The organism is Lysinibacillus composti (assembly GCF_016908465.1).
In the GTDB taxonomy this organism is placed as follows: domain Bacteria; phylum Bacillota; class Bacilli; order Bacillales_A; family Planococcaceae; genus Ureibacillus; species Ureibacillus composti_A.
The window spans coordinates 95,599-117,130 of the sequence record NZ_JAFBDY010000003.1 but is presented as its reverse complement, the minus strand read 5'-3'; the positions used below and the strand labels follow the sequence as shown (position 1 = coordinate 117,130).

The following is a 21,532-nucleotide window of genomic DNA, read 5'->3' as shown; positions in this document are numbered from 1 at the left end:
AGTGTAAAACAATTCAATAAAAGGAGTTTGAATCGTGAATTTCCAACCAACTACACTAAATGAAAGAATTGAGTCACTTGATATTTTACGTGGATTTAGTTTACTAGGTATTTTATTAGTAAATATGTTCGCCTTTTATTTACCGATGCCACATATTTTAGATTTAAACAGTTGGTTTTCAGAAGCAAAAGATATCATCTGGCAACAAACATTAGATATTTATGTACAAAGTAGTTTTTATCCGTTATTCTCAATGCTATTTGGCTATGGATTAGCAATGCAATTTTTAAAATCGCAAAGAACTGGGACAAGTTTTTATAAATTTGCACCCAAAAGGCTGTTTATCCTACTTGTGATTGGTTTTCTTCATGCAATTTTCATTTGGTGGGGGGATATTTTAGCAACTTATGCATTCTGCGGATTTTTCTTATTGATGTTAATCCGTTTAAGAAGTAGATGGTTAGTATCCATTGCAATCGGGATCAATTTTGTGATGCATTTTTTATTCATTTTCATTTTCCTTATATCAGGGATGGCAAACATGGAAGTTGACTCTTCATTTGTTGATATTGAAATGATTAATAGTGCGATTACAGCTTATGGAGTTGGGAGCTGGGGTGACGCATTTATGCAAAGATTGAAAGATTTATCTGTTCAAATGAGCTTCTCCATGTGGATTACATCCTTATTTACTATTTTACCTTATATGTTAATTGGTGCTGCTGCAGCGAAATTACGTTTAATTGAACGAGCAAAAGAACTAAAGAAATGGTGGATTACTTTAGCAATTATCTGTATTTTGGCAGGCCTAGTTATTAAAAGTGCTCCTTACAATATGACACGTTCATATTTACTCGATTATTTAAAAGTATATATTGGTGGTCCAGTATTATCTGTTGGATATGTAGCGCTAATTGTATTACTTTGTATGATTCCTTGGTTGTTAAAACTCCTACGTCCAATTGGTAAAGCTGGCCGTATGTCATTAACGCTTTATATTATGCAATCAATCATCTGTACACTATTATTCTATAATTTCGGTTTTGGATTATATGGAGAGGTAGATGTTCAAATGGGAGTGCTGATTGCAATTGCCCTATATGTCATTCAAGTGATTTTCGCAGAGTTATATTTTATGAAATTCAAACAAGGACCGCTTGAACTAGTTGTAAAGAAAATAACTTACCGAAAAATGTTGTCCGAAAAGTGAGCATTTTCGAAAAGTTTGATGTATGATGTAATAAAATAGGAGCAAGGAGTTTGAACTATGAAGATTTTATCGTTTAAATTAAATGGCGAAGTAAAGTTTGGAACTAAAGTTAAAAAAGAGGAAGCAGTTTGGGATGTACTAGCCATCCAAGAACAACTTCAAGCACTTCCTTCTTTCCCTAATACAATTATAGAAGGTATATCACTCGGTTTTGATTTCGTTGAAAAGGTTAGAAGATTAGTAGAAGCTGCTCAAAATTCACCGCAAGTGAATGATTTTAAAATACCATTCACGGAAATTGAATGGTTAGCACCAATTCCACGTACACCAAAAAACATTTTGTGTGTAGGTAAAAATTATGACGCGCATGCAAAGGAAATGGGTGCTGAAGCTGCACCATCAGATTTATTAGTATTCACGAAACCACCAACTTCAATTTCTGCTGATGAGCAAACACTTTCAGTACATGCAACGAAAACAGACTCTTATGATTATGAGGGAGAACTTGCTGTCGTAATTGGAAAATTTGGCCGCGATATACCGAAAAATCAAGCATTAGATTATGTCTTTGGTTATACAATTGCGAATGATCTAACTGCAAGAGATGTACAAGATCGACATAAGCAATTTTTCTTAGGTAAAAGTTTAGATGGTTCTTGTCCAATGGGTCCATATGTTGTTACAAAAGATGAGATTCCAGATCCGCAGGTTTTAACAGTAGTGACAAAGGTTAATGGAGAAATTCGTCAAAATGGTTCAACGAAAGATATGATCTTTACTGTGGAAAACTTAATATCTATTATTTCCCACCATGTAACATTAGAGCCAGGGGATATTATCTTAACGGGTACACCAGCTGGAGTAGGTAAGGGAATGAACCCTCCAACATTCTTAAAAGCAGGCGATGAAGTGAAAGTATCAATCGAAGGTATTGGAACTCTAGTAAATCGTTTTCAATAATATAGGAAGATAATATTTGAAATGCCCCCATCTAAATGGTAGGATATTGCTGAAAAGAAAATATAAGGTGGGGAAAAGATGGACTTTTTAACAGGCTCAACGCATCTGCACGTTACTACTTGGGTAGTTGCGATTATATTGTTCTTGATCGCTGCTTTAGCGTCGAAATCTAAAGGCCTTCATATGGTATTACGCTTATTCTATATTTTGATCATTATTACTGGTGGTGCATTATTCATCGAAGCGATGGATTATGGACAAGGGATGAACTACGGGATTAAATTCCTTTTAGGGATTCTAGTAATTGGTATGATGGAAATGATTTTAGTGCGAAAAGCAAAAAACAAACCAACAACAGTATTCTGGATTCTATTTGTCATTTTCTTATTTGCAGTATTATATTACGGATTCAAATTACCAATGGGTCAAAGCTTTTTAGCATAATTAGTACAGTAAGGGACGTGAAATTTCACGTCCTTTTTTGTTTTCTTGAAAATGGTAAGATTTTAAATGAAAACTATGATGAGATTGGTAAAGGGTGGACAATTGTTGGTTCTGTCAAAAATAGTTCACTGTTTTGTCTTATTTACTATAGAAATCACTATTTTAAAATGAAAAGATAGCGGGTATGCTGCCATTTTTGGTAAAATAGCGTTGGATTGGCTTGAAGGAGAGGGATAATTTTGAATTTCAAAAAATGGATTTGTGCAACCGCTACAACAATTTTGTTAGCAAGCTCACTATCTTTTTCATCTGTAGCAAATGCTGAAGAAACAAAAACAATTGCAGATGAGAGCATATATGATTTATTAGTTGACCGTTTTTTTAACGCTACTGGCGAAAACGATTACCATACAGACCCAAAGGACATCTCTCAATTTTCGGGTGGTGATTTCCAAGGGATTAGCGAAAAACTTTCATTAATTACAGATATGGGCTTTACCATCGTTTCAATTGGTCCAATATTCTCAACCGAAAAATATGATGGTTCGATGACTACAAGCTATACAGAGCTTGAGAAACATTTTGGAACGAAAGAAGATTTCGAACAGATGATTGATTCACTAAATCAAAGAGACGTATCTGTTATGGTAGACTTCCCTTTATCGAATGTAAGTGAAAATCACGAATGGGCAAAAGATTCGTCAAAGCAGCAATGGATTGCAAGTACAAATGATGGAATCGTTCAATGGGATTTAAACAATGAAGAAGTACAACGTGCATTGATTGATGCTGTTGTAGAATTTGTAACTACATATAACGTTGGCGGAATTCGATTAACAAATTTAGAAAATGCTGATACAAATTTTGTTAATAATATAATCGATGAAATTAAAGCAGTAAATGATAAAATTTATGTCATTTCAAATGAAGATAGCGATGCAAATTTTGATGCTTCTTATTATAGTGATACGAATGAAACATTCCGAAACATTTATAAAAATGTGGATCTCGATTCATCAGCACAATTAAAGCATATCGAACCCTATGCAAAAGGGGAAGATAAACCAACACAAATTATGATTGATACTATTCAATCAGATCGCTTTGTCTATGATGTCGAAGCATTCCCACCAACAAGACTAAAATTATCGGTTGCTGCAACTTTGTTATTGCCAGGTGTACCAGTGATGCAATATGGTACAGAAATTGCAATGAACGGTGAAGCAGGTCCAGAGGCGCATCAATTATATAATTTTAAAACGAATGATGAATTAATTGACGCAATTTCAAATTTACAGTCATTACGTAATCAATCTGATACATTACGTAATGGAAAGTTTAAACTAGTGAAGAACGAAAATGGATTCCTTGCCTTTGAACGTATCTCTGATGATGAACACTGGTTAGTAATAATCAATAATACAGGAAAAACTACACGAGTTGATTTATCGGAAGAGGAAATTGGGGCAGATAAAGAAATTCGTGGTATGTTTGAAAGTGAAATTATTCGTGCTAACGATGAAGGAAATTATCCAGTCGTATTAGACCGTGAAATGGTCGAAGTATATCAAATTATTGATGAACGAGGTTTGAACGTAGGCTATTTAGTCGCGTTAGGATTCGTCTATTTAATCTTTATTGGATTCATAGTTATTATATTAAAACGAGCAAAAAGAAATAAAACAGCAAAATAATCTCTTATAACAAATCGGTAAATTCTAATGTATTTAGAATTTGTCGATTTTTTTTTATGGAAAAAAATCATACAAAGTGGGTACCTTGGTAAAAGTTTATTCTAATAAAGATTCTGATCAAGTGTCTCGTGAGAGCGGTCTAAAGAGGCCAACACGATGTTGGTCATGGGAGCGATGCCACAGGACGTGGCGTTTTCGCTCCCCACACAAGCCGCAAAGCCATGTTGAAACATGTCTTTTCAACTTGTCTATGAGGCCAACAGGACGTTGGGGGGCAATGCTCGCGCGTGTGGCGTTTTTGCCCCTGGCTTTGTGTAAGGACAGCTCACATAAAAAGTGTCCTTCTAAACGTTCCGGAAACTTTGCGCGGCTTACAGTGGTAGGCCGCGATTTCTGAAGAATGGCTAACACATTTAATTGGTTGGAGTGGATAAAATTTTCGAGAATTATAAAACTTTTAAAGTTTTACATCTGTTATCGTTTCTTTTTTCTACGATAGAAAAGATAAATTAACATAAGAAAGAGCAACATCTCAATTTAAATCGGGGTCGAACTATGTCTTTCCCCAAAGAAATAATCATAAATTTTGTTTTCTATCAATATAAGTGAAAAAAAGCTAGATTCTGTGAATGAAATTTTAATAGTGTGCCAAGTTTTCACATAACCTAATGAATAATGACTTTTTTATTCAGTTCATCAAAATAAGCCATTGAAAAAATGCTATTCATGAATCGATTGCAGAAAAGGGGAGGTTTATTTGAATACGTCAGATGAATTGTTAAAGATTCATAATTTACATACTGGGTTTCGAATAAAAGATACATTCTATGATGCAGTCGATGGTGTTTCCCTCACTCTTCGTAAAAATGAAATACTAGCAATCGTAGGGGAATCAGGGTGTGGAAAAAGTACATTAGCTACTTCTATTATTGGACTTCACGATCCAAATAACACCAGAGTTCAGGGTGAAATTATGTTTAAAAATACAAACTTAGCTACTCTTTCAGAAGAAGAATTTGAACAAGTTCGTGGCAGTGAAATAAGCATGATATTTCAAGATCCGTTATCTGCATTAAATCCACTAATGCGCATTGGGGAACAAATTGAAGAAAGCTTAAAATATCATACAGACATGTCTAAAGTTAAACGCAATGAAAGAGTTTTTGAGTTGCTAAGACAAGTTGGCATTAATAGACCAGAACGTGTAGTAAAACAATTTCCACACCAATTATCAGGTGGAATGAGACAGCGGGTGATGATTGCTATCGCCATTGCCTGTAAGCCACAAATTATTATTGCAGATGAACCAACCACTGCACTTGATGTAACGATTCAATCGCAAATTTTAGATTTACTGATAGATTTGCAAGATGAAACGAATGCAGGGATTTTATTAATTACTCATGACTTAGGTGTTGTTGCTGAAGTAGCAGACCGTGTAGCTGTTATGTACGCAGGTGAGATTATTGAGGAAGCGCCTGTAGAAGAATTATTTAAACGCCCTAAACATCCTTATACCCGTTCTTTATTCAATTCTATACCACAAATGAATGCCCATTCTGGTCGTTTGAATGTTATAGAAGGGATTGTTCCATCACTTATTCATTTACCTAGAACTGGTTGCCGGTTTGCTCCTCGTATTTCTTGGTTACCTGATTCGGTACATGAAGATCATCCAACATTACATGAGGTTTCACCAGGTCATTTTGTGAGGTGTTCATGTTGGGAAGTGTTTCACTTTAAAAGCGAAATTGGAGGGACGACTTCGTGAGTTTTATGCAAATCAAAAATTTAAAGGTCCATTACCCGATTCGTGGAGGTTTTTTTAATTCTATTATCGACTATGTCTATGCTGTAGATGGAATAAGTATGGAATTTGAAAAGGGAAAAGCTTATGGATTAGTAGGAGAATCAGGTTGTGGGAAATCTACAACGGGGATGGCGATTATAGGTTTAGAAAAAATTACATCTGGATCCATTATGTATGAAGGTGAAGATGTTACAAACCTGCGTAGAAAACGAAATAATTTATTTAATCGTGAAATTCAAATGATCTTTCAAGATGCGCATTCTAGTCTAAATCCAAGGAAAAGAGTGGAACATCTTTTAGCAGAGCCAATTCGAAATTTTTTAAGGGTTTCTCCTAAGGAAGAACAAAAGAAAATTAGTGAATTGCTTGAAATTGTCGGAATGCCAGAGGATGCGAAATTGAAATACCCACATGAATTCTCAGGCGGTCAAAAGCAACGTTTAGGCATTGCCCGTGCACTTGCGACAAATCCAAAATTAATAATTGCAGACGAACCAGTATCGGCTTTGGATTTATCGGTTCAAGCACAAGTTTTAAATTTCATGAAAGATATTCAAAGTGAATTTGGATTAAGCTATTTATTCATTTCACACGATTTAGGTGTTGTAAAACATATGTGTGATCACATTTCTATTATGTATAAAGGGCGTTTTGTTGAAACCGGAACAAAAGAGGATATTTTCACAAACCCTCATCATATTTATACAAAACGATTACTTTCGGCCATTCCCAATGTTTCCCCAAAAGGGCGAGAAAAACGAAAGCGTGAACGAATTATTGTAGAAAAAAATTATCAAACAGAACTCAAGAATTATTTTGATCATAATCATCGCGTACTGGATTTAGCTCCTTTATCAGAAACTCATTTTGTAGCCATTGCAAATGGTGTGAGTGTGAGGGGGAACAATTCATAATGTGGAAAACAATATTACGACGGTTAATCATTATGATTCCTCAATTATTTGTCTTAAGTATCCTGATCTTTATTATGGCAAAATTTATGCCTGGAGATCCTTTTACAGGAATGATTACGCCTGAAACAGACCCTACTAGAATAGAAGAGTTACGGGAAAAAGCGGGACTTAATGATCCTTGGTTTGTTCAGTATGGTAGGTGGGTTGGAAATGCATTACAAGGGGACTTTGGGAAAAGTTATACATTTCAACGCGATGTTTCAGATATTATCGGTGAACGTGCAATCAATACATTTTATTTATCATTTTTAAGTGTATTCTTACTTTATTTAATTGCCATTCCTTTAGGTATTTTAGCGGGACGTTATCACAGTTCAAGGCTGGATAAAACAATCATTTTATACAGTTTTATAACTTATGCAATTCCAACATTCGTTTTAGCATTAGTTTTTTTGTATTTCCTTGGTTATCAATTACATTGGTTTCCAACAAGCGGAAGTGTCGATATCAAATATGAAGAAGGAACATGGGGGTTCTTCTGGAGCAAGTTATATCACATTCTACTCCCTGCCATCACGTATGCGATTCTTGGCACAACTGGGATTATCCAATACTTACGTTCGGAAATTATAGATGCAAAAGCAATGGATTATGTTCGAACAGCGAGAAGTAAAGGAATCCCAATGAGAAAAATATACACAAAGCATATTTTCCGAAATTCTTTACTTCCGATTGCCGCCTTTTTAGGATTTACAATTACCGGGCTATTAAGTGGTTCAATTTTTATTGAAACCATATTTGGCTATCCAGGTATGGGACAATTATTTATTTCTTCTATTGCATCACGTGATTATAGTGTGATTACAGCTCTTGTGCTGTTATTCGGCTTTTTAACTCTATTAGGCAGCCTATTATCGGATATTATTATGAGCATTGTTGATCCTCGGATTCGAATTGAATAACAGGAGGGGAGTTAAGTTTGGCAAAAAAGTATAAAAGAAAGAAAAGAAATCACTTAAGCTCTTCTCCTACAGCATTGCAAATCTTAATACGAGAGTTTAAGAAAGATAAACTAGCATTGTTTTCATTACTTTCTTTAGTTGTTGTCATGTTTGGTGTATTTATTTGGACATATTATTTTATAGATCAAGAATCATTAATGCGTATAAGTTTACAAGATCGTTACGCTGAACCAGGTGGGAAGTATCTGTTAGGAGCAGACCAAGGTGGCAAAGATATATTAGGGCAACTGATTGTTGGCGCAAAAAACTCTATTTTTATTGCCATTGCCATTACGTTGATTACAGGAGTATTTGGGATCATGGTTGGACTCATTTGTGGATATTACGGTGGATGGATTGACAATCTTTTTATGCGCATTATTGATTTCTTTATTACGATTCCTTCTTTAATGTTAATCATTGTATTTGTCACGATCATTCCTAAATATACAGAAATCCATTTTATATTAATTATGAGTTTATTTTTGTGGACAGGTACTGCGCGGCTTGTTCGGTCAAAGGCATTATCTGAAAGTAAAAGAGACTACGTAAAAGCATCCAAAACATTAGGTACAAGTGATTTTGTCATTATCGTGAGGGAGATCTTGCCGAATTTAAGTTCTATTTTGATTGTTGAACTCACGTTAAATTTTGCAGGGAACGTAGGGATCGAAACGGGCTTGTCCTATTTAGGCTTTGGTCTACCTAAATCGACTCCTTCTTTAGGAACATTAGTTAGTTACGCAAACAATCCATTAGTTCTGCAACAATATTGGTGGGTTTGGTTACCAGCATCATTATTCATATTATTCATGATGCTAGCCATCAACTATGTAGGGCAAGCATTAAGACGTTCTGCAGATGCTAGACAGCGAATTAGTTAATGGATTTTCTAGAGACTAGAAGGACAACATAACAAATAAAGACGTTTAAAATGACACAGCTATTCTTTGGTACCATCATATTTATTAATAAGTAAATATGTTCAATTATATATAGTTGCAATATTGGTACAGGACATACAAGACAAGGAGGAAAGTCAATGAAGAAAAAGAGCTTATCTTTATTAGTGTTAATGCTAACATTACTTCTACTTTTAGCAGCTTGTGCAAGTGATAAAGAAACAGCGAAAGAAAATCAAGAAACTACCCCTGTCACTTTTGAAAAAAAATCTTCAGAGGCTGAGGCTATACTAGATCTTTCCGTAACAAATGATGGTAAGCCAATTAAAGGTGGTGTCCTTAAAGTTGCCATGGTGAAAGATGAACCTTTTCAAGGAATCTTTTCCTGGGAGCTTTATGAAGATGGTTACGATTCCGACTTAATGAGCTGGACTAGTAATTCAATTTTTGAGGTCGATCAGAACTTTATGATTACAGATGAAGGTATTGCTTCAATGAAAGTTGACCATGAAAATAATAAAGTAACAATCAAAATTCGTGACGGTGTTAGATGGTCAGATGGTAAGCCATTAAAAATTGAAGACTTAATTTTACCTTATGAAATCATTGGGCATCCAGATTATAGAGGTGTTCGTTTTAATACAGAATTTAAAAATATAATTGGTGCAGAAGAGTACAATGCAGGGAAAGCTGATACAATTTCAGGAATTAAAAAAATAGACGAAAGAACTTTAGAAATCCATTTTAAACAATTATCACCTGCCATTTCATACGGTGGTGATGGCTTGTGGACATATGCAGCGCCAAGTCATCAAATTGGAAAGATTCCTGTCGATGAATTAATACAATCCGATGCTGTACGTAAAAACCCGGTGACACTTGGGCCATTTAAAGTGGATAAAATAGTGCCAGGTGAATCTGTTCAATATGTGAAAAATAATTATTACTGGAAAGGTAAACCAAAATTAGATGGTGTTCTAGTAAAAGTAGTACCATCAAGTTCTATTTCTGTAGCAATAGCTTCAGGTGAATATGATATTGTTCAAAGCTTTAATGCGACTAAAATGCCTGAAATTGAAAACCTCGATAACATCACAATATTAGGTCGGCAAGAGTTATTTTATTCTTATCTAGGATTTAAAGTTGGGAAATACGATTATGCGAATAATACGGTCGTAACAAAATTGGAAGATTCAAAGATGGGGAACGAAAAGTTAAGACAAGCGATGGGCTATGCTTTAGATATCGAACAAGTTTCTGAAGTGTTCTTTAATAATTTACGTGTCCGCGCTAATTCTTTAATTCCCCCAGTATTTACTGAATTTCATGATGATCAATTAAAAGGATATACGTATGACCCGGAGAAAGCAAAAGCCTTATTGGATGAAGCGGGATATAAAGACGTAAATGGTGACGGATTACGAGAAGATCCAAAGGGTAAAAAATTAGAAATAAAATTAGCTTCCATGACAAGTGACGAAACAGCAGAAGAAATTACGGCATACTACTTGCAGAACTGGAAAGATGTTGGTTTGAATGTTACTTTAACAACTGGTCGGTTAATCGAGTTCAACTCTTTCTACGACAAAGTGAAAGCGGATGACCCAGAAATTGATATTTTTATGGGGGCGTGGAGTACAGGGACAAACCCATCACCTTCAGGGTTATATGGTAAAGCAGATGAATTCAACTTCAGTCGATACACTTCTGAAGAATTAGAAACGGCCATTAAAAATATTGATTCACCAGCAGCTTTTGATACAAAATATCGTGCGGAGCAATTCCGTGCATTCCAAGAACATCTAGAGGAAGTTGCGACAACGATCCCAATGCAGTTCCGTTACGAGATTTTCCCGGTTAACAAGCGTGTGAAAAACTACAACGTAAACTATGGGGAAGGAACAGAATTACATGAAATCGAATTAGTAGCAGAAGAACCAATCGCTGCATCAAAATAATAGAAAAAAACCCTTGCAGATGTGCAAGGGTTTTAATTTTATGCTGAACCAGTTGGTTTATGAAAGTACTTCTTTATAATCTTTATCGGCAAAGAATATCGCAATTGTTCCTGGACCTGCGTGTGCTCCTATTACTGAGCCAACCATTGAAATCTCAATAGATTTTGGGTTTAGTTTTTCTTGAATTAAGGATTGTACATCTTGTACAAATGCTAAATCATCGCCATGGCTTATACCAACGATTTTATTTGTAAAGTCTCCACCACGTTCTGCCATCATTTCAATAATTCGATTAATGGCTTTTTTGCGACCTCTGATTTTTTCAAGCGGAACGAGCCTGCCGTCCTCCACATGTAAAATCGGTTTAATACTTAAAAGGCCACCAATAAAGGCGCTGGATTTTGAAATACGACCACCAGCAGCTAAATAGTCTAAGTTTTCAACTGTGAATAGGTGAGTCATATGTTTTGCTAATTGGTCAACTCGTGTCACAACTTCATTGAATGCGACCCCTTGATCACGTAACGTTGCAGCTTCCTTTACTAGGAGTCCACAACCAAGAGAGGCACACTTCGAATCAATAATGTTTAACTTAAAATCTGGATATTGTTCGCGTAACTGTGTAGCAATCATGACAGCCGTATTGTAAGTACCCGATAAATTAGAAGAGAAGGCAATGTATAACCCTTCTTCTTTATTTTTAGCCAACTCTTCGAATGCATTTAAAAAAATTTCCGGAGAAACTTGAGAAGTTTTCGGTGTCACACCTTGTCTCATAGCATCGTAAACTTCTTTTGAATTAATATCTTTTACATCTTGATATTCATTTCCATTTAACTGTACTCTTAACGGAAATAGTTCAATATTATGTTGTTCATAAAATTCTTTTGGTAAATCACTACCACTATCTGCAAATAGTTTCATATTTGCGACCTCCTCCTGAAAGAAAATGAATTTGTCATTTTCAGTCATTCTTCATTGATGATAGTAGGGAAAACAGCAACTATTCTTTTATCTTCATTCAGCTTGACTGTAATAATTGAACTCAGACTAGAGCGCCACTTACTGCTGGAAACTCAACGTCCTGTTGCATCAGCGAAATGACTAACGTCGTGTTAGCCTCTGTGGCAATGTCTGAGTGACCAACATGTAACGCGGCTCTGAGTCCGGACACAATTACACTAAAGCGTAATTGATTAAGATAATTTTAATCTATCAATTAAAAGTTCTGCAATTCCATCTTCATTATTGCTAAGAGTGACTGCGTTTGCGATTGATTTTAGCTGATCGATTCCGTTCGACATCGCTACACCAATACCTGCATAATCAATCATTTCCAAGTCGTTGTCTTCATCACCAAACGCAATGATTCGTTCTCTTGGTATATTCATTTCTTTGGCAATAAGAGAAATTCCTACTGCTTTATTTAACCCTTTTTTAACAATTTCAACAATGTGAAAAGGTGCGCCCCAACGACGATGCTCAATCATTTCCGCGTGTACATCTTCTAAATGTTTTCGAATGATTGCTACCTTTTCCTCTTCTGCATGGATTAATAGGCTGGTAGGGTCTTCATTTAACGTTGATTTAATGTTGCCAATCGTTACTCGTGGTTCGCCCATATTAAACATATCCATCATTGTTTGGTTTTCAACATGTAGAAATACGTCGTCCATTACTTCGGCAATTAAATTTTCATATTGATATTTATCAACAGAATCTACTACATCGTGTACAACGCTCATATCAATAGGCGTATGAACAGTTTGCCATGACTTATTTTTAGGATGGTGGACAAGTGCACCGTTAAAATTAACAATTGGCGTTGTAAGCATTAACTCATTGTAATAAAGTTGGCTTGCTCGAAACGGTCGACCCGTTGCAATCATAATTTGATGCCCTGCTTCTCTAGCTTTAAAAAGGGTATTTTTTGTTTTTTCAGAAATGGTTTGCTGATCGGTTAGTAATGTACCATCCAAATCTAATACTATTAAATGTCGTTCCATAAAGGAATTCTCCTTTCTTTCTATCGATTTTAACTTTAAGGAAACCATACGTCAAAATTTTGTAACTATATATAATTTTTGTTAATATGAAGGAAGCTATTCAGGGAGGAGTAATAAAAGTGATTGTTCAAGATGATATGTGGCGCAACATACCTTTAATACATGTTTTTGATGAAAAAATGAATGAAAGCACTCCTGTCGTGATTTTTTTACATGGCTTTTTAAGTGCAAAGGAACATAATTTGCATTATGCATACCAATTTGTTAAAAAAGGTATGCGTGTCATCATGCCTGATGCTTACTTACATGGTGAGCGTTCTAAAGGATTAAATGAAATGCAAATGAACATAGATTTCTGGAAAATTGTTTTATCTTCTATTAAAGAAGTGAATACAATTTACGAAGAACTTGTAACGAGAGGGTTACTAGCTTCAAATAAAATAGGTCTTGCAGGTACGTCTATGGGTGGAATTGTTACTTCTGGTTGTTTGAAAAAGTATGATTGGATTCGAACAGCTGCGATTTGTATGGGGGCACCTGGATATAATGAATTAGCTGATTATCAAATGAAACAGATCGAAGCGAAAGGTATAAAATTACCGATCACAAGCCAGCAAAAAGAACAAATTCAACACTCTTTAGCTGAATACGATATTACAAATGAGCCCAAAGCATTTAACACTCGTCCAGTACTCTTTTATCATGGTAAAAAAGATAAAGTTGTCCCTTTCCAACCAACTTATGATTTTTATCTAAAACTTCGTTCATACTATGAACAATCACCAAAGTCTCTAAAATTTATTGAAGAGCCACGTGAAGGACATAAAGTGAATCGAAATGGTGTACTAGCCGTTACGGATTGGCTTGCTCAACATTTGGCAGTTAAAGTTTCGTTATGATAAAATTAACACTATTAGGAAAGGGGAAATAAACATGGCAATGGATCAAGATATGAAAGAAAGTATTTTAGGTGCTTTAGAAAATGTAATTGACCCTGAGTTAGGAATTGATATTGTTAACTTAGGTTTAGTATATGATGTAGATTTAAATGAAGAAGGTACTTGTAAAATTACAATGACACTAACTTCAATGGGATGCCCACTTGGACCAGTCATCGTGGATCAAATTAAAACAGCTCTTGGAGAGTTACCGGAAGTAAAAGATGTTGATGTTAATATTGTATGGCAACCATCATGGAATAAAGATATGATGTCACGTTATGCAAAAATGGCACTAGGCATTCGCTAATATAGAAACATGGAGCGCCACAATGAGTGTGGCGTTTTTTTGTTGCCGTTACGGCATTGAGAAATTAGGGAGGATGAAACGGATTTCGAAGTAGCATCATTGGGGAAAACCCCGTTCATAAGGGGAATGAAGAGGTTTTTGAGATGGAATCATTGGGGAAAACCCGTTCATAAGGGGATGAAGAGGATTTCGGAATAAAACCCCAAGTGAAAAGCTGTTCATCACTGACATGAAGACCACAATTCAACAAACCAACATCAAAAAAGGTCTTCATCAGGTTGCTGAAGACCACTATTCAACAAATCAACATCAAAAAAGGTTTTCATCAGGACAATGAAGACCACTATTCAACAAACCAACATCAAAAAAGGTCTTCATCAGGTCGATGAAGACCACTATTCATCAAACCAACATCAAAAAAGGTCTTCATGAGGACAATGAAAACCACTTTTCATCAAACCAACATCAAAAAGAGTCTTCATCAGGTCGATGAAAACCACTATTCATTAAACCAACATCGAAAAAGGTCTTCATCAGGTGATCAAGACCACCTTCCCTCATACAAGCAACAATAAAGGTCTTCTTGAGATCAATGAAACGCTATCTACTAACGTGAACATAAAAGTCTTCTTTCAGAGCAACTGCCCCAAAAAAATAAAAAAACGAAGATGATTCATTCATCCTCGTTTTTAATCGATTCTACATACTGAAATCGGACAATCCTCACAACAAATTTCATCCTTTAGGAATTGAAAATCATTGATTGTAATGGAACCTTTATCCAGTGAAATAATTTCTTGTGTTTTTAATTCATTTAACAGTCGATTTACTGCTTCACGTGTTGTTGCAGAGAGATTCGCTATTTCTGTATTAGTTACATGATAATTGATATTTATTTTATTCGCTTCCACTTCTTCGCCAAAAGTGTTTGCTAAGCGAATAAGTGTGGAAATAATGGCACCTTTTTTGCCATTCATTAATAAATCACGTAATTGACTTTGCTTTTTTAAATTATCGTTTTGAAGAAATTTTAAGTATTCGATCATAAGTGCTGGTTGTTCAGTTAAAAACATTTCTATAGATTGTTTGCTAATCGTTAGTACTTCTGTATAGGATAGCGCTTTTGCGGAAGTAGTATGGTTTTGTTTATTAAATTGGTGAAACAGATCAGTTTCACCTATTAAACTATCTTTACTACATACTCGGACGGTAAGTTCTTTCCCATTCTCTGTTTCTTTACTAATTTGGACAATTCCACATTGAATAAAATACAAATCATTCGCCTTTTTGCCTTCGTGATAAATATGATGATTTTTTTCAACTTTCATTAACAATCCATGATTTTTAAATAGCTGGTAAAAATTTGTTGGTCTATTATCCATCATTACCAAGAAACCACATCCTTAAAGTGAAACTTCGCAATGGGTCTGCCTCTTGAAAAGAATCACAAATTTTTGTTAAAAAACTCACAGCTATACGATAATAATAACATATGAATCATAGTGAAAATGTGAAAAATTATGGATTATTTTTTTGCATTGCTTCCTAAAAAAATCTATAATCAAATTAGTCAAAAAAGGTCAAACTATTATTGTTGCCAATTTATAAAGTATAGATGTTTTTCGGAGTTTTAACAGTGTCTAGCTGTAAACGCCAGCTTCTCGACAACTTCGAAACCGCCTTCAAGGGCAAAAATTATGTGATTTCAGTTTAAATCACATAATTTTCTGCGCCGAAAGTGGAACGACAGGCGCAAAACCCTTTTGACGGTCCCTACGACGCACAAGGATGTGCTAGTGTCGAAAATGCCACACCACCGACGTGGCATTTTTGTCGGCCAGTTGTTGGGGCTCACAGGATGTGAGTCACGTCTGTGATGCCACAGGACGTGGCGTTTTCGCAGACGCGAAGCTAAACGGGCGTTCTCCGCTTTTCTAATCGATAAGGAGTGTTTTTGATGCAATTTCAACAGACTGATACTCGTCGACCTTTAGAACAATTTGGTCGTAATTTAATTGAAGAAGTAAAAAATGGGAAGATGGATCCTGTCATTGGACGCGACGAAGAAATACGAAATGTCATTCGTATTTTATCAAGAAAAACAAAAAATAATCCAATATTAATTGGAGAACCGGGCGTTGGGAAGACAGCAATTGTCGAGGGATTAGCGCAGCGTATTGTACGTAAAGATGTCCCAGAAGGTTTGAAAGATTGTATTCTTTATGAACTCGACATGAGTGCACTGATTGCGGGTGCAAGTTACAGAGGACAATTTGAAGAACGACTAAAAGGTGTGTTAAAAGAAGTAAAAGAATCAGAAGGCCGTATCATTTTATTTATCGACGAAATCCATACGATCGTGGGTGCGGGGAAAACAGATGGTGCCATGGATGCTGGCAATATGTTAAAACCAATGCTCGCTCGTGGTGAACTTCACTGTATCGGTGCAACGACATTAGATGAATATCGAATGTATATAGAAAAAGACCCTGCACTAGAAAGACGATTCCAACAAGTTATGGTTCGTGAGCCTTCTATAGAAGATACAGTCTCAATTTTGCGCGGATTAAAAGAGCGCTTTGAACTTCATCATGGGGTTCGGATTCATGACCGCGCCATCATTGCTGCATCACAACTTTCTAATCGTTATATTACAGATCGCTTCTTGCCGGATAAGGCCATTGATTTAATCGATGAAGCTTGTGCAATGATTCGTACTGAAATAGATTCGATGCCGCAAGAACTAGATGCTGTAACAAGACGTGTTATGCAGTTAGAAATTGAAGAACAAGCGTTAACAAAAGAAACTGATGAAGCTAGCAAAAAACGTCTCGAAACGTTACGTGAGGAATTAAAATCATTAAAAGAATCAACAGAAAATATGCGTAGCCAATGGGAATCTGAGAAACAAGGACTGCAAATGATTCAAGCAAAACGTGAAGAATTAGACCGCAGTCGTAGAGAGTTAGAAGAAGCGGAAAGTAAATATGATTTAAATAAGGCAGCTGAATTAAGACATGGTAAAATTCCATCTTTAGAAAAGGAATTGGCTCAATTAGAGGAAACATTGAAAAATGATTCTGAATCGAGAATTCTACGAGAGGAAGTAACTGCAGATGAAATTGCTGCTATCGTTTCGAGATGGACAGGTATTCCTGTTACGAAGCTTGTTGAAGGTGAACGGGAAAAATTATTGCGGCTAAAAGAAACACTCCATGAACGCGTTGTAGGTCAGGACGATGCTGTCCGCCTTGTAACTGAATCGGTATGGCGTGCACGGGCAGGTATTAAAGATCCGAACCGTCCAATTGGGTCATTCATCTTTTTAGGTCCAACTGGGGTAGGGAAAACTGAACTTGCAAAAGCACTGGCTGCTCAATTATTTGATTCGGAAGAACATTTTATTCGAATTGATATGAGTGAATACATGGAAAAGCATAGTGTTTCTCGACTAGTAGGTGCACCTCCTGGATATGTCGGTTATGAAGAAGGGGGACAATTGACAGAGGCGGTTCGCCGAAACCCATACTCTGTTGTATTACTAGATGAAATCGAAAAAGCTCACCCAGACGTTGCGAATATTCTTTTACAAATACTTGATGATGGACGTATTACGGATAGTCAAGGGCGACTTGTGAACTTTACAAACTCAGTAGTTATCATGACATCCAATATTGGTTCACATTATTTACTTGAATCAGATCCATCACAACAAGTAAACGTTGAAGAGTTAGTTATGACAGAACTACGCGGACATTTTAAACCAGAATTATTGAACCGTGTTGATGATATAATAATGTTCCATGCGTTAACTTCTGAACATTTTAATGCAATTACTTGGAAGTATATGGAGCAACTACAAAAACGAGTGGCTGAACAAGAAGTCACACTAACTGTAGATGAAGACGTTGTGGAATGGGTGGTTGAACACGGAGTTGACCCTCAGTTTGGTGCTAGACCTTTAAAACGTTTTATCCAACGTAATGTAGAAACTGCTGTTGCTAAAGAGTTGCTTAAAGGTGAAGTATTACCAGGCGAGACAATTGAAGTGAAGTTAGAACAAGGTGAATTAGTCGTAACCAAAAATTAAGAAGATAAAACTGGTCCATTTATTGGGCCAGTTTTATTTATATAGATACGTTCTAATAAAAGTTCTAATAAAGTATATAGAGAGCGGGCTAAGCACACAAGCCGCAAAGTGAAGTCACTGAAAAAAGTTAATTTCAATGATTTGATTTATCGATCTTTTGAAGTGGAATTCACGTAGACTCCTGAGGCCATGCCCGCGGAAAGCGAAGTGAATTCCACTTCAAACATACACAAGAAAAATGTTGTTACATTTTAAAGTTCAATTTATACCAATAAAAAATCCCGGCCTTCTATGAAGAAGAACGGGATCTACATTTCAAGATTAATGATGTTCTGCTGTATCAGATGGACCGTTTGGAATTACTGCAGCAATGATTAATACAAGAACTGCAAAGATTAACGAAATGATTGCACCTGTAGCAAAATCATAATGAGCACCTAATACTGAAGATACAACGTAAGTTAACATTGACACCAATAGGAATGACCAAACAAATGACATGATGTATTGCATAGTTTTCACCTCAACGAACTTTATAATTATTTAATATGTAGTTTGTCTAATTTCATCTTAATTATCATACCATAACGATGTTTAATTTAACAATATGGAAAATATGAAATAAACATGTACGGAAAATAATCGGTTGTCTAAACCCCTATTATGAGCTATAATTATGACCAAGTGCTAAATGTTAGTCATAAGAAAGAGGGGGAGTAATATGAATGCAGGGATTATTGGTTTAGGGAAATACGTTCCTGAGAAAGTTTTAACAAATTTTGATTTAGAGAAAATGATCGATACGAATGATGAATGGATTCGTACACGTACTGGAATAGAAGAAAGAAGAATTGCAGCAGATCACGAAGACACTTCTGATTTAGCTTATGAAGCAGCAAAACAAGCAATAGAAAACTCTGGAATTGAAGCATCTCAAATTGGGTTAATTCTTGTTGCTACAGTAACACCTGATCAAGGATTCCCTAGTGTTGCATGTCAAATTCAAGAACGCCTTGGAGCAACAAAGGCATCAGCTATGGACGTATCAGCTGCTTGTTCTGGATTTATTTATGGCATTGCAACAGCAAAACAATTTGTTGAAAGTGGAAGTTATCCATATGTATTAGTAGTTGGAGCTGAAAAACTTACAAAAATTGTAGATTGGGAAGATCGTAACACAGCCGTTTTATTCGGTGACGGTGCATGTGCAGCTGTAATTGGTCAAGTATCTGAAGGTCGTGGAATTTTAGCCTTTGAATTGGGCGCTGATGGTTCAGGTGGTAAACATCTATACCTAAATCAAGAACAAGCAATTAGTATGAATGGACGTGAAGTATTCAAATTTGCTGTTCGACAAATGGGTGAATCCGCAGTATCGGTTTTAGGAAAAGCAGGGTTATCTAAAGAAGATGTTGATTTTTTAGTTCCACACCAAGCGAATATTCGAATTATGGAAGCGTCAAGAGAACGTCTTGAATTACCAGAAGAGAAGTTATCAAAAAGAATTCATAAATATGGAAATACATCTTCAGCATCAATTGGTATTGCCTTAAAAGATGAATTAGATGAAGGTAAAATTAAAGACGATGATATTGTTGTTCTTGTTGGTTTTGGTGGCGGCCTAACTTGGGGTGCTGCAGTTATTAAGTGGGGTAAATAATTGGATTTGTGTAAGCTTATATATTAAATTATTATTATATGCAATCCTTTAGGGGGTAAAAATGATGAAAAGAAGAGTTGTTATTACAGGTATTGGCGCGGTAACACCACTTGGAAATACGGCTGAAGAAACATGGTCGGCAATCAAAGCAGGTAAATCAGGCGTAGGTCCATTAACTAGACTTGATACAGAAAAGTTCCCTGCAAAAGTAGCGGCAGAAGTAAAAGATTTTGATATTGAGCAATATATTGATCGAAAAGAAGCTCGTAAAATGGATCGTTTCACTCACTACGCTCTTGCAGCTTCTATAATGGCAGTAAAAGATGCTGATTTAACAATTACAGATGAAATCGCACCTAAAGTAGGTGTTTGGATTGGATCTGGTATTGGCGGAATGGAAACTTATGAAAAACAAATGGAAGTATTCCAAGAACGTGGTGTTCGTCGTGTAAGTCCATTCTTCGTTCCAATGATGATTCCAAACATGGCTTCTGGACAAGTTTCAATTCATCTAGGAGCAAAAGGCATTAATTCATGTTCAGTAACAGCATGTGCATCAGGAACAAACTCAATTGGAGATGCATTTAAAGTAATTCAACGTGGAGATGCTGATGCGATGATTACTGGTGGAGCAGAAGCACCAATTGTCAACATGGCTGTTGCTGGTTTCTGTTCAAGTACAGCATTATCATTAAATCCAGATGCTAATACAGCTTCTCGTCCGTTTGATAAAGAACGTGATGGTTTTGTTATTGCTGAAGGTGCTGGAATTCTAGTTCTTGAAGAATATGAATTTGCAAAAGCTCGTGGGGCAAAGATTTATGCTGAAGTGATTGGTTATGGAGCTACTGGTGATGCTTATCATATTACTGCGCCAGGTCCAAATGGTGAAGGCGCTGCTCGTGCAATTAAACAGGCAATTGATGACGCTGGCATTGATCCAACTAACGTTGGTTATATTAATGCACACGGTACAAGTACACCTTATAACGATTTATTTGAGACAATGGCAGTTAAATCTGTCTTTGGTGAGCATGCTTATAATCTAGCAATGAGTTCTACTAAATCCATGACTGGACATTTATTAGGTGCAGCTGGTGGAGTTGAAACAATCTTTACTGCTTTAGCTTTAAAAGAAGGTATTTTACCACCTACAATCAATCTTGAAACACCAGATCCAGAATGTGATCTAGATTATGTTCCAAACGTTGCTCGCGAAGCAAATGTTGAATATGCTATGAGTAACTCACTAGGTTTTGGTGGCCATAATGCAAGTTTATTACTAAAAAAAGTTGACTAATATAAGATTCTAAAAATAGGAACGTATAACTTTTCTTAAATAGAATAGTATCTAGTTCATTTCAGAACCGTCTATAAGGTCAAAAAGCGACCTTGAAGGCGGTTCTTCTAATGGATAGGACTTAGTGCCGACAATGCTCGATTGTGTCGTCTTATGTCGTCTAGTTGTTTGTGGCTGTACGAGCGCCTTCTTCTTTTTTTGAGAGTTTGTCAAAGACTTTAGAAATATGTTGTCGATAATTTAAAATGCCTTTAGCTAATAGCTAAAGGCATTTTTATTTTAGTAATTGAATATCTAGTTAGTAAAGGATGGTGCCTATTTTTAGATTTATGGTA

General features: G+C 35.9%; 18 protein-coding genes. 14 read left to right on the top strand and 4 right to left on the bottom strand.

Features of this window, described 5'->3' with window-relative positions; all coding sequences use genetic code 11:
• Positions 1-34: 34 nt before the first annotated feature.
• The 9 genes from JOD29_RS05820 to JOD29_RS05780 all read left to right on the top strand — a co-directional run bounded on the left by JOD29_RS05820 (position 35) and on the right by JOD29_RS05780 (position 10,893).
• Complete coding sequence (locus tag JOD29_RS05820) at positions 35-1,210, top strand: DUF418 domain-containing protein (protein ID WP_124763699.1); 1,176 nt, start codon at positions 35-37, stop codon at positions 1,208-1,210.
• 57 nt (positions 1,211-1,267) lie between these two features.
• Positions 1,268-2,170 (top strand): fumarylacetoacetate hydrolase family protein, encoded by a 903-nt coding sequence (locus tag JOD29_RS05815; protein ID WP_124763698.1) that lies wholly within the window; start codon positions 1,268-1,270, stop codon positions 2,168-2,170.
• A gap of 78 nt (positions 2,171-2,248) precedes the next feature.
• Positions 2,249-2,614, top strand: a complete 366-nt coding sequence (locus JOD29_RS05810; protein WP_124763697.1) for a YisL family protein — start codon at positions 2,249-2,251, stop codon at positions 2,612-2,614.
• 239 nt (positions 2,615-2,853) lie between these two features.
• Positions 2,854-4,308 carry an alpha-amylase family glycosyl hydrolase gene (locus JOD29_RS05805; RefSeq protein ID WP_124763696.1) on the top strand — a complete coding sequence of 485 codons (1,455 nt, stop codon included), beginning with the start codon at positions 2,854-2,856 and terminating at the stop codon, positions 4,306-4,308.
• A gap of 757 nt (positions 4,309-5,065) precedes the next feature.
• On the top strand, positions 5,066-6,079 hold the full coding sequence (locus JOD29_RS05800) for an ABC transporter ATP-binding protein (RefSeq protein WP_124763695.1): 1,014 nt from the start codon (positions 5,066-5,068) through the stop codon (positions 6,077-6,079).
• On the top strand, positions 6,076-7,032 hold the full coding sequence (locus JOD29_RS05795) for an ATP-binding cassette domain-containing protein (protein ID WP_124763694.1): 957 nt from the start codon (positions 6,076-6,078) through the stop codon (positions 7,030-7,032). The genes JOD29_RS05800 and JOD29_RS05795 overlap by 4 nt, the downstream gene beginning before the upstream one ends.
• A complete protein-coding gene (opp4B, locus tag JOD29_RS05790) occupies positions 7,032-7,994 on the top strand; it encodes an oligopeptide ABC transporter permease (protein ID WP_124763693.1) in 963 nt (320 codons plus the stop codon). The genes JOD29_RS05795 and opp4B overlap by 1 nt, the downstream gene beginning before the upstream one ends.
• 17 nt (positions 7,995-8,011) lie before the next feature.
• On the top strand, positions 8,012-8,917 hold the full coding sequence (locus tag JOD29_RS05785; protein WP_124763692.1) for an ABC transporter permease: 906 nt from the start codon (positions 8,012-8,014) through the stop codon (positions 8,915-8,917).
• Between the two features lie 158 nt (positions 8,918-9,075).
• Positions 9,076-10,893 (top strand): oligopeptide ABC transporter substrate-binding protein, encoded by a 1,818-nt coding sequence (locus tag JOD29_RS05780; RefSeq protein ID WP_124763691.1) that lies wholly within the window; start codon positions 9,076-9,078, stop codon positions 10,891-10,893.
• 57 nt (positions 10,894-10,950) lie between these two features.
• On the opposite strand, the gene JOD29_RS05775 is transcribed toward JOD29_RS05780, so the two are convergent.
• Complete coding sequence (locus JOD29_RS05775) at positions 10,951-11,817, bottom strand: DegV family protein (RefSeq protein ID WP_124763690.1); 867 nt, start codon at positions 11,815-11,817, stop codon at positions 10,951-10,953.
• A gap of 272 nt (positions 11,818-12,089) precedes the next feature.
• Positions 12,090-12,899 carry a Cof-type HAD-IIB family hydrolase gene (locus JOD29_RS05770; RefSeq protein ID WP_124763689.1) on the bottom strand — a complete coding sequence of 270 codons (810 nt, stop codon included), beginning with the start codon at positions 12,897-12,899 and terminating at the stop codon, positions 12,090-12,092.
• A gap of 119 nt (positions 12,900-13,018) precedes the next feature.
• Here JOD29_RS05770 and JOD29_RS05765 point away from each other — a divergent pair, with 119 nt between their 5' ends.
• A complete protein-coding gene (locus JOD29_RS05765) occupies positions 13,019-13,798 on the top strand; it encodes a prolyl oligopeptidase family serine peptidase (protein ID WP_124763688.1) in 780 nt (259 codons plus the stop codon).
• Between the two features lie 40 nt (positions 13,799-13,838).
• On the top strand, positions 13,839-14,147 hold the full coding sequence (locus tag JOD29_RS05760) for a metal-sulfur cluster assembly factor (RefSeq protein WP_124763786.1): 309 nt from the start codon (positions 13,839-13,841) through the stop codon (positions 14,145-14,147).
• A gap of 689 nt (positions 14,148-14,836) precedes the next feature.
• On the opposite strand, the gene JOD29_RS05755 is transcribed toward JOD29_RS05760, so the two are convergent.
• Positions 14,837-15,532, bottom strand: coding sequence for a Crp/Fnr family transcriptional regulator (locus JOD29_RS05755; RefSeq protein ID WP_239585583.1), 696 nt, complete (start codon positions 15,530-15,532; stop codon positions 14,837-14,839).
• 572 nt (positions 15,533-16,104) lie between these two features.
• Between JOD29_RS05755 and JOD29_RS05750 the strand changes: the two genes are divergently transcribed.
• Positions 16,105-18,237, top strand: coding sequence for an ATP-dependent Clp protease ATP-binding subunit (locus JOD29_RS05750; protein WP_124763687.1), 2,133 nt, complete (start codon positions 16,105-16,107; stop codon positions 18,235-18,237).
• 321 nt (positions 18,238-18,558) lie between these two features.
• Here the strand turns inward: JOD29_RS05750 and JOD29_RS05745 are convergent, their stop codons facing one another.
• Positions 18,559-18,750 carry a YjzD family protein gene (locus tag JOD29_RS05745; protein WP_124763686.1) on the bottom strand — a complete coding sequence of 64 codons (192 nt, stop codon included), beginning with the start codon at positions 18,748-18,750 and terminating at the stop codon, positions 18,559-18,561.
• 208 nt (positions 18,751-18,958) lie between these two features.
• Here JOD29_RS05745 and JOD29_RS05740 point away from each other — a divergent pair, with 208 nt between their 5' ends.
• Together JOD29_RS05740 and fabF are read left to right on the top strand one after the other, a co-directional pair.
• Positions 18,959-19,897 carry a beta-ketoacyl-ACP synthase III gene (locus JOD29_RS05740; RefSeq protein ID WP_124763685.1) on the top strand — a complete coding sequence of 313 codons (939 nt, stop codon included), beginning with the start codon at positions 18,959-18,961 and terminating at the stop codon, positions 19,895-19,897.
• A 61-nt stretch (positions 19,898-19,958) separates the two neighbouring features.
• The gene (gene fabF, locus JOD29_RS05735; RefSeq protein WP_124763684.1) at positions 19,959-21,197 is read left to right on the top strand and encodes a beta-ketoacyl-ACP synthase II; all 1,239 of its coding nucleotides are present in this window, start codon (positions 19,959-19,961) and stop codon (positions 21,195-21,197) included.
• Positions 21,198-21,532: the final 335 nt, after the last annotated feature.

Excerpts from the sequence above, each read along its gene's own strand:
- fabF (WP_124763684.1), top strand. The coding sequence starts at position 19,959 with ATGATGAAAAGAAGAGTTGTTATTACAGGTATTGGCGCGGTAACACCA.
- JOD29_RS05750 (WP_124763687.1), top strand. The coding sequence starts at position 16,105 with ATGCAATTTCAACAGACTGATACTCGTCGACCTTTAGAACAATTTGGT.
- JOD29_RS05760 (WP_124763786.1), top strand. The coding sequence starts at position 13,839 with ATGGATCAAGATATGAAAGAAAGTATTTTAGGTGCTTTAGAAAATGTA.
- JOD29_RS05775 (WP_124763690.1), bottom strand. The coding sequence starts at position 11,817 with ATGAAACTATTTGCAGATAGTGGTAGTGATTTACCAAAAGAATTTTAT.
- JOD29_RS05815 (WP_124763698.1), top strand. The coding sequence starts at position 1,268 with ATGAAGATTTTATCGTTTAAATTAAATGGCGAAGTAAAGTTTGGAACT.
- opp4B (WP_124763693.1), top strand. The coding sequence starts at position 7,032 with ATGTGGAAAACAATATTACGACGGTTAATCATTATGATTCCTCAATTA.
- JOD29_RS05745 (WP_124763686.1), bottom strand. The coding sequence starts at position 18,750 with ATGCAATACATCATGTCATTTGTTTGGTCATTCCTATTGGTGTCAATG.
- JOD29_RS05780 (WP_124763691.1), top strand. The coding sequence starts at position 9,076 with ATGAAGAAAAAGAGCTTATCTTTATTAGTGTTAATGCTAACATTACTT.
- JOD29_RS05740 (WP_124763685.1), top strand. The coding sequence starts at position 18,959 with ATGAATGCAGGGATTATTGGTTTAGGGAAATACGTTCCTGAGAAAGTT.
- JOD29_RS05770 (WP_124763689.1), bottom strand. The coding sequence starts at position 12,899 with ATGGAACGACATTTAATAGTATTAGATTTGGATGGTACATTACTAACC.
- JOD29_RS05755 (WP_239585583.1), bottom strand. The coding sequence starts at position 15,532 with ATGATGGATAATAGACCAACAAATTTTTACCAGCTATTTAAAAATCAT.
- JOD29_RS05810 (WP_124763697.1), top strand. The coding sequence starts at position 2,249 with ATGGACTTTTTAACAGGCTCAACGCATCTGCACGTTACTACTTGGGTA.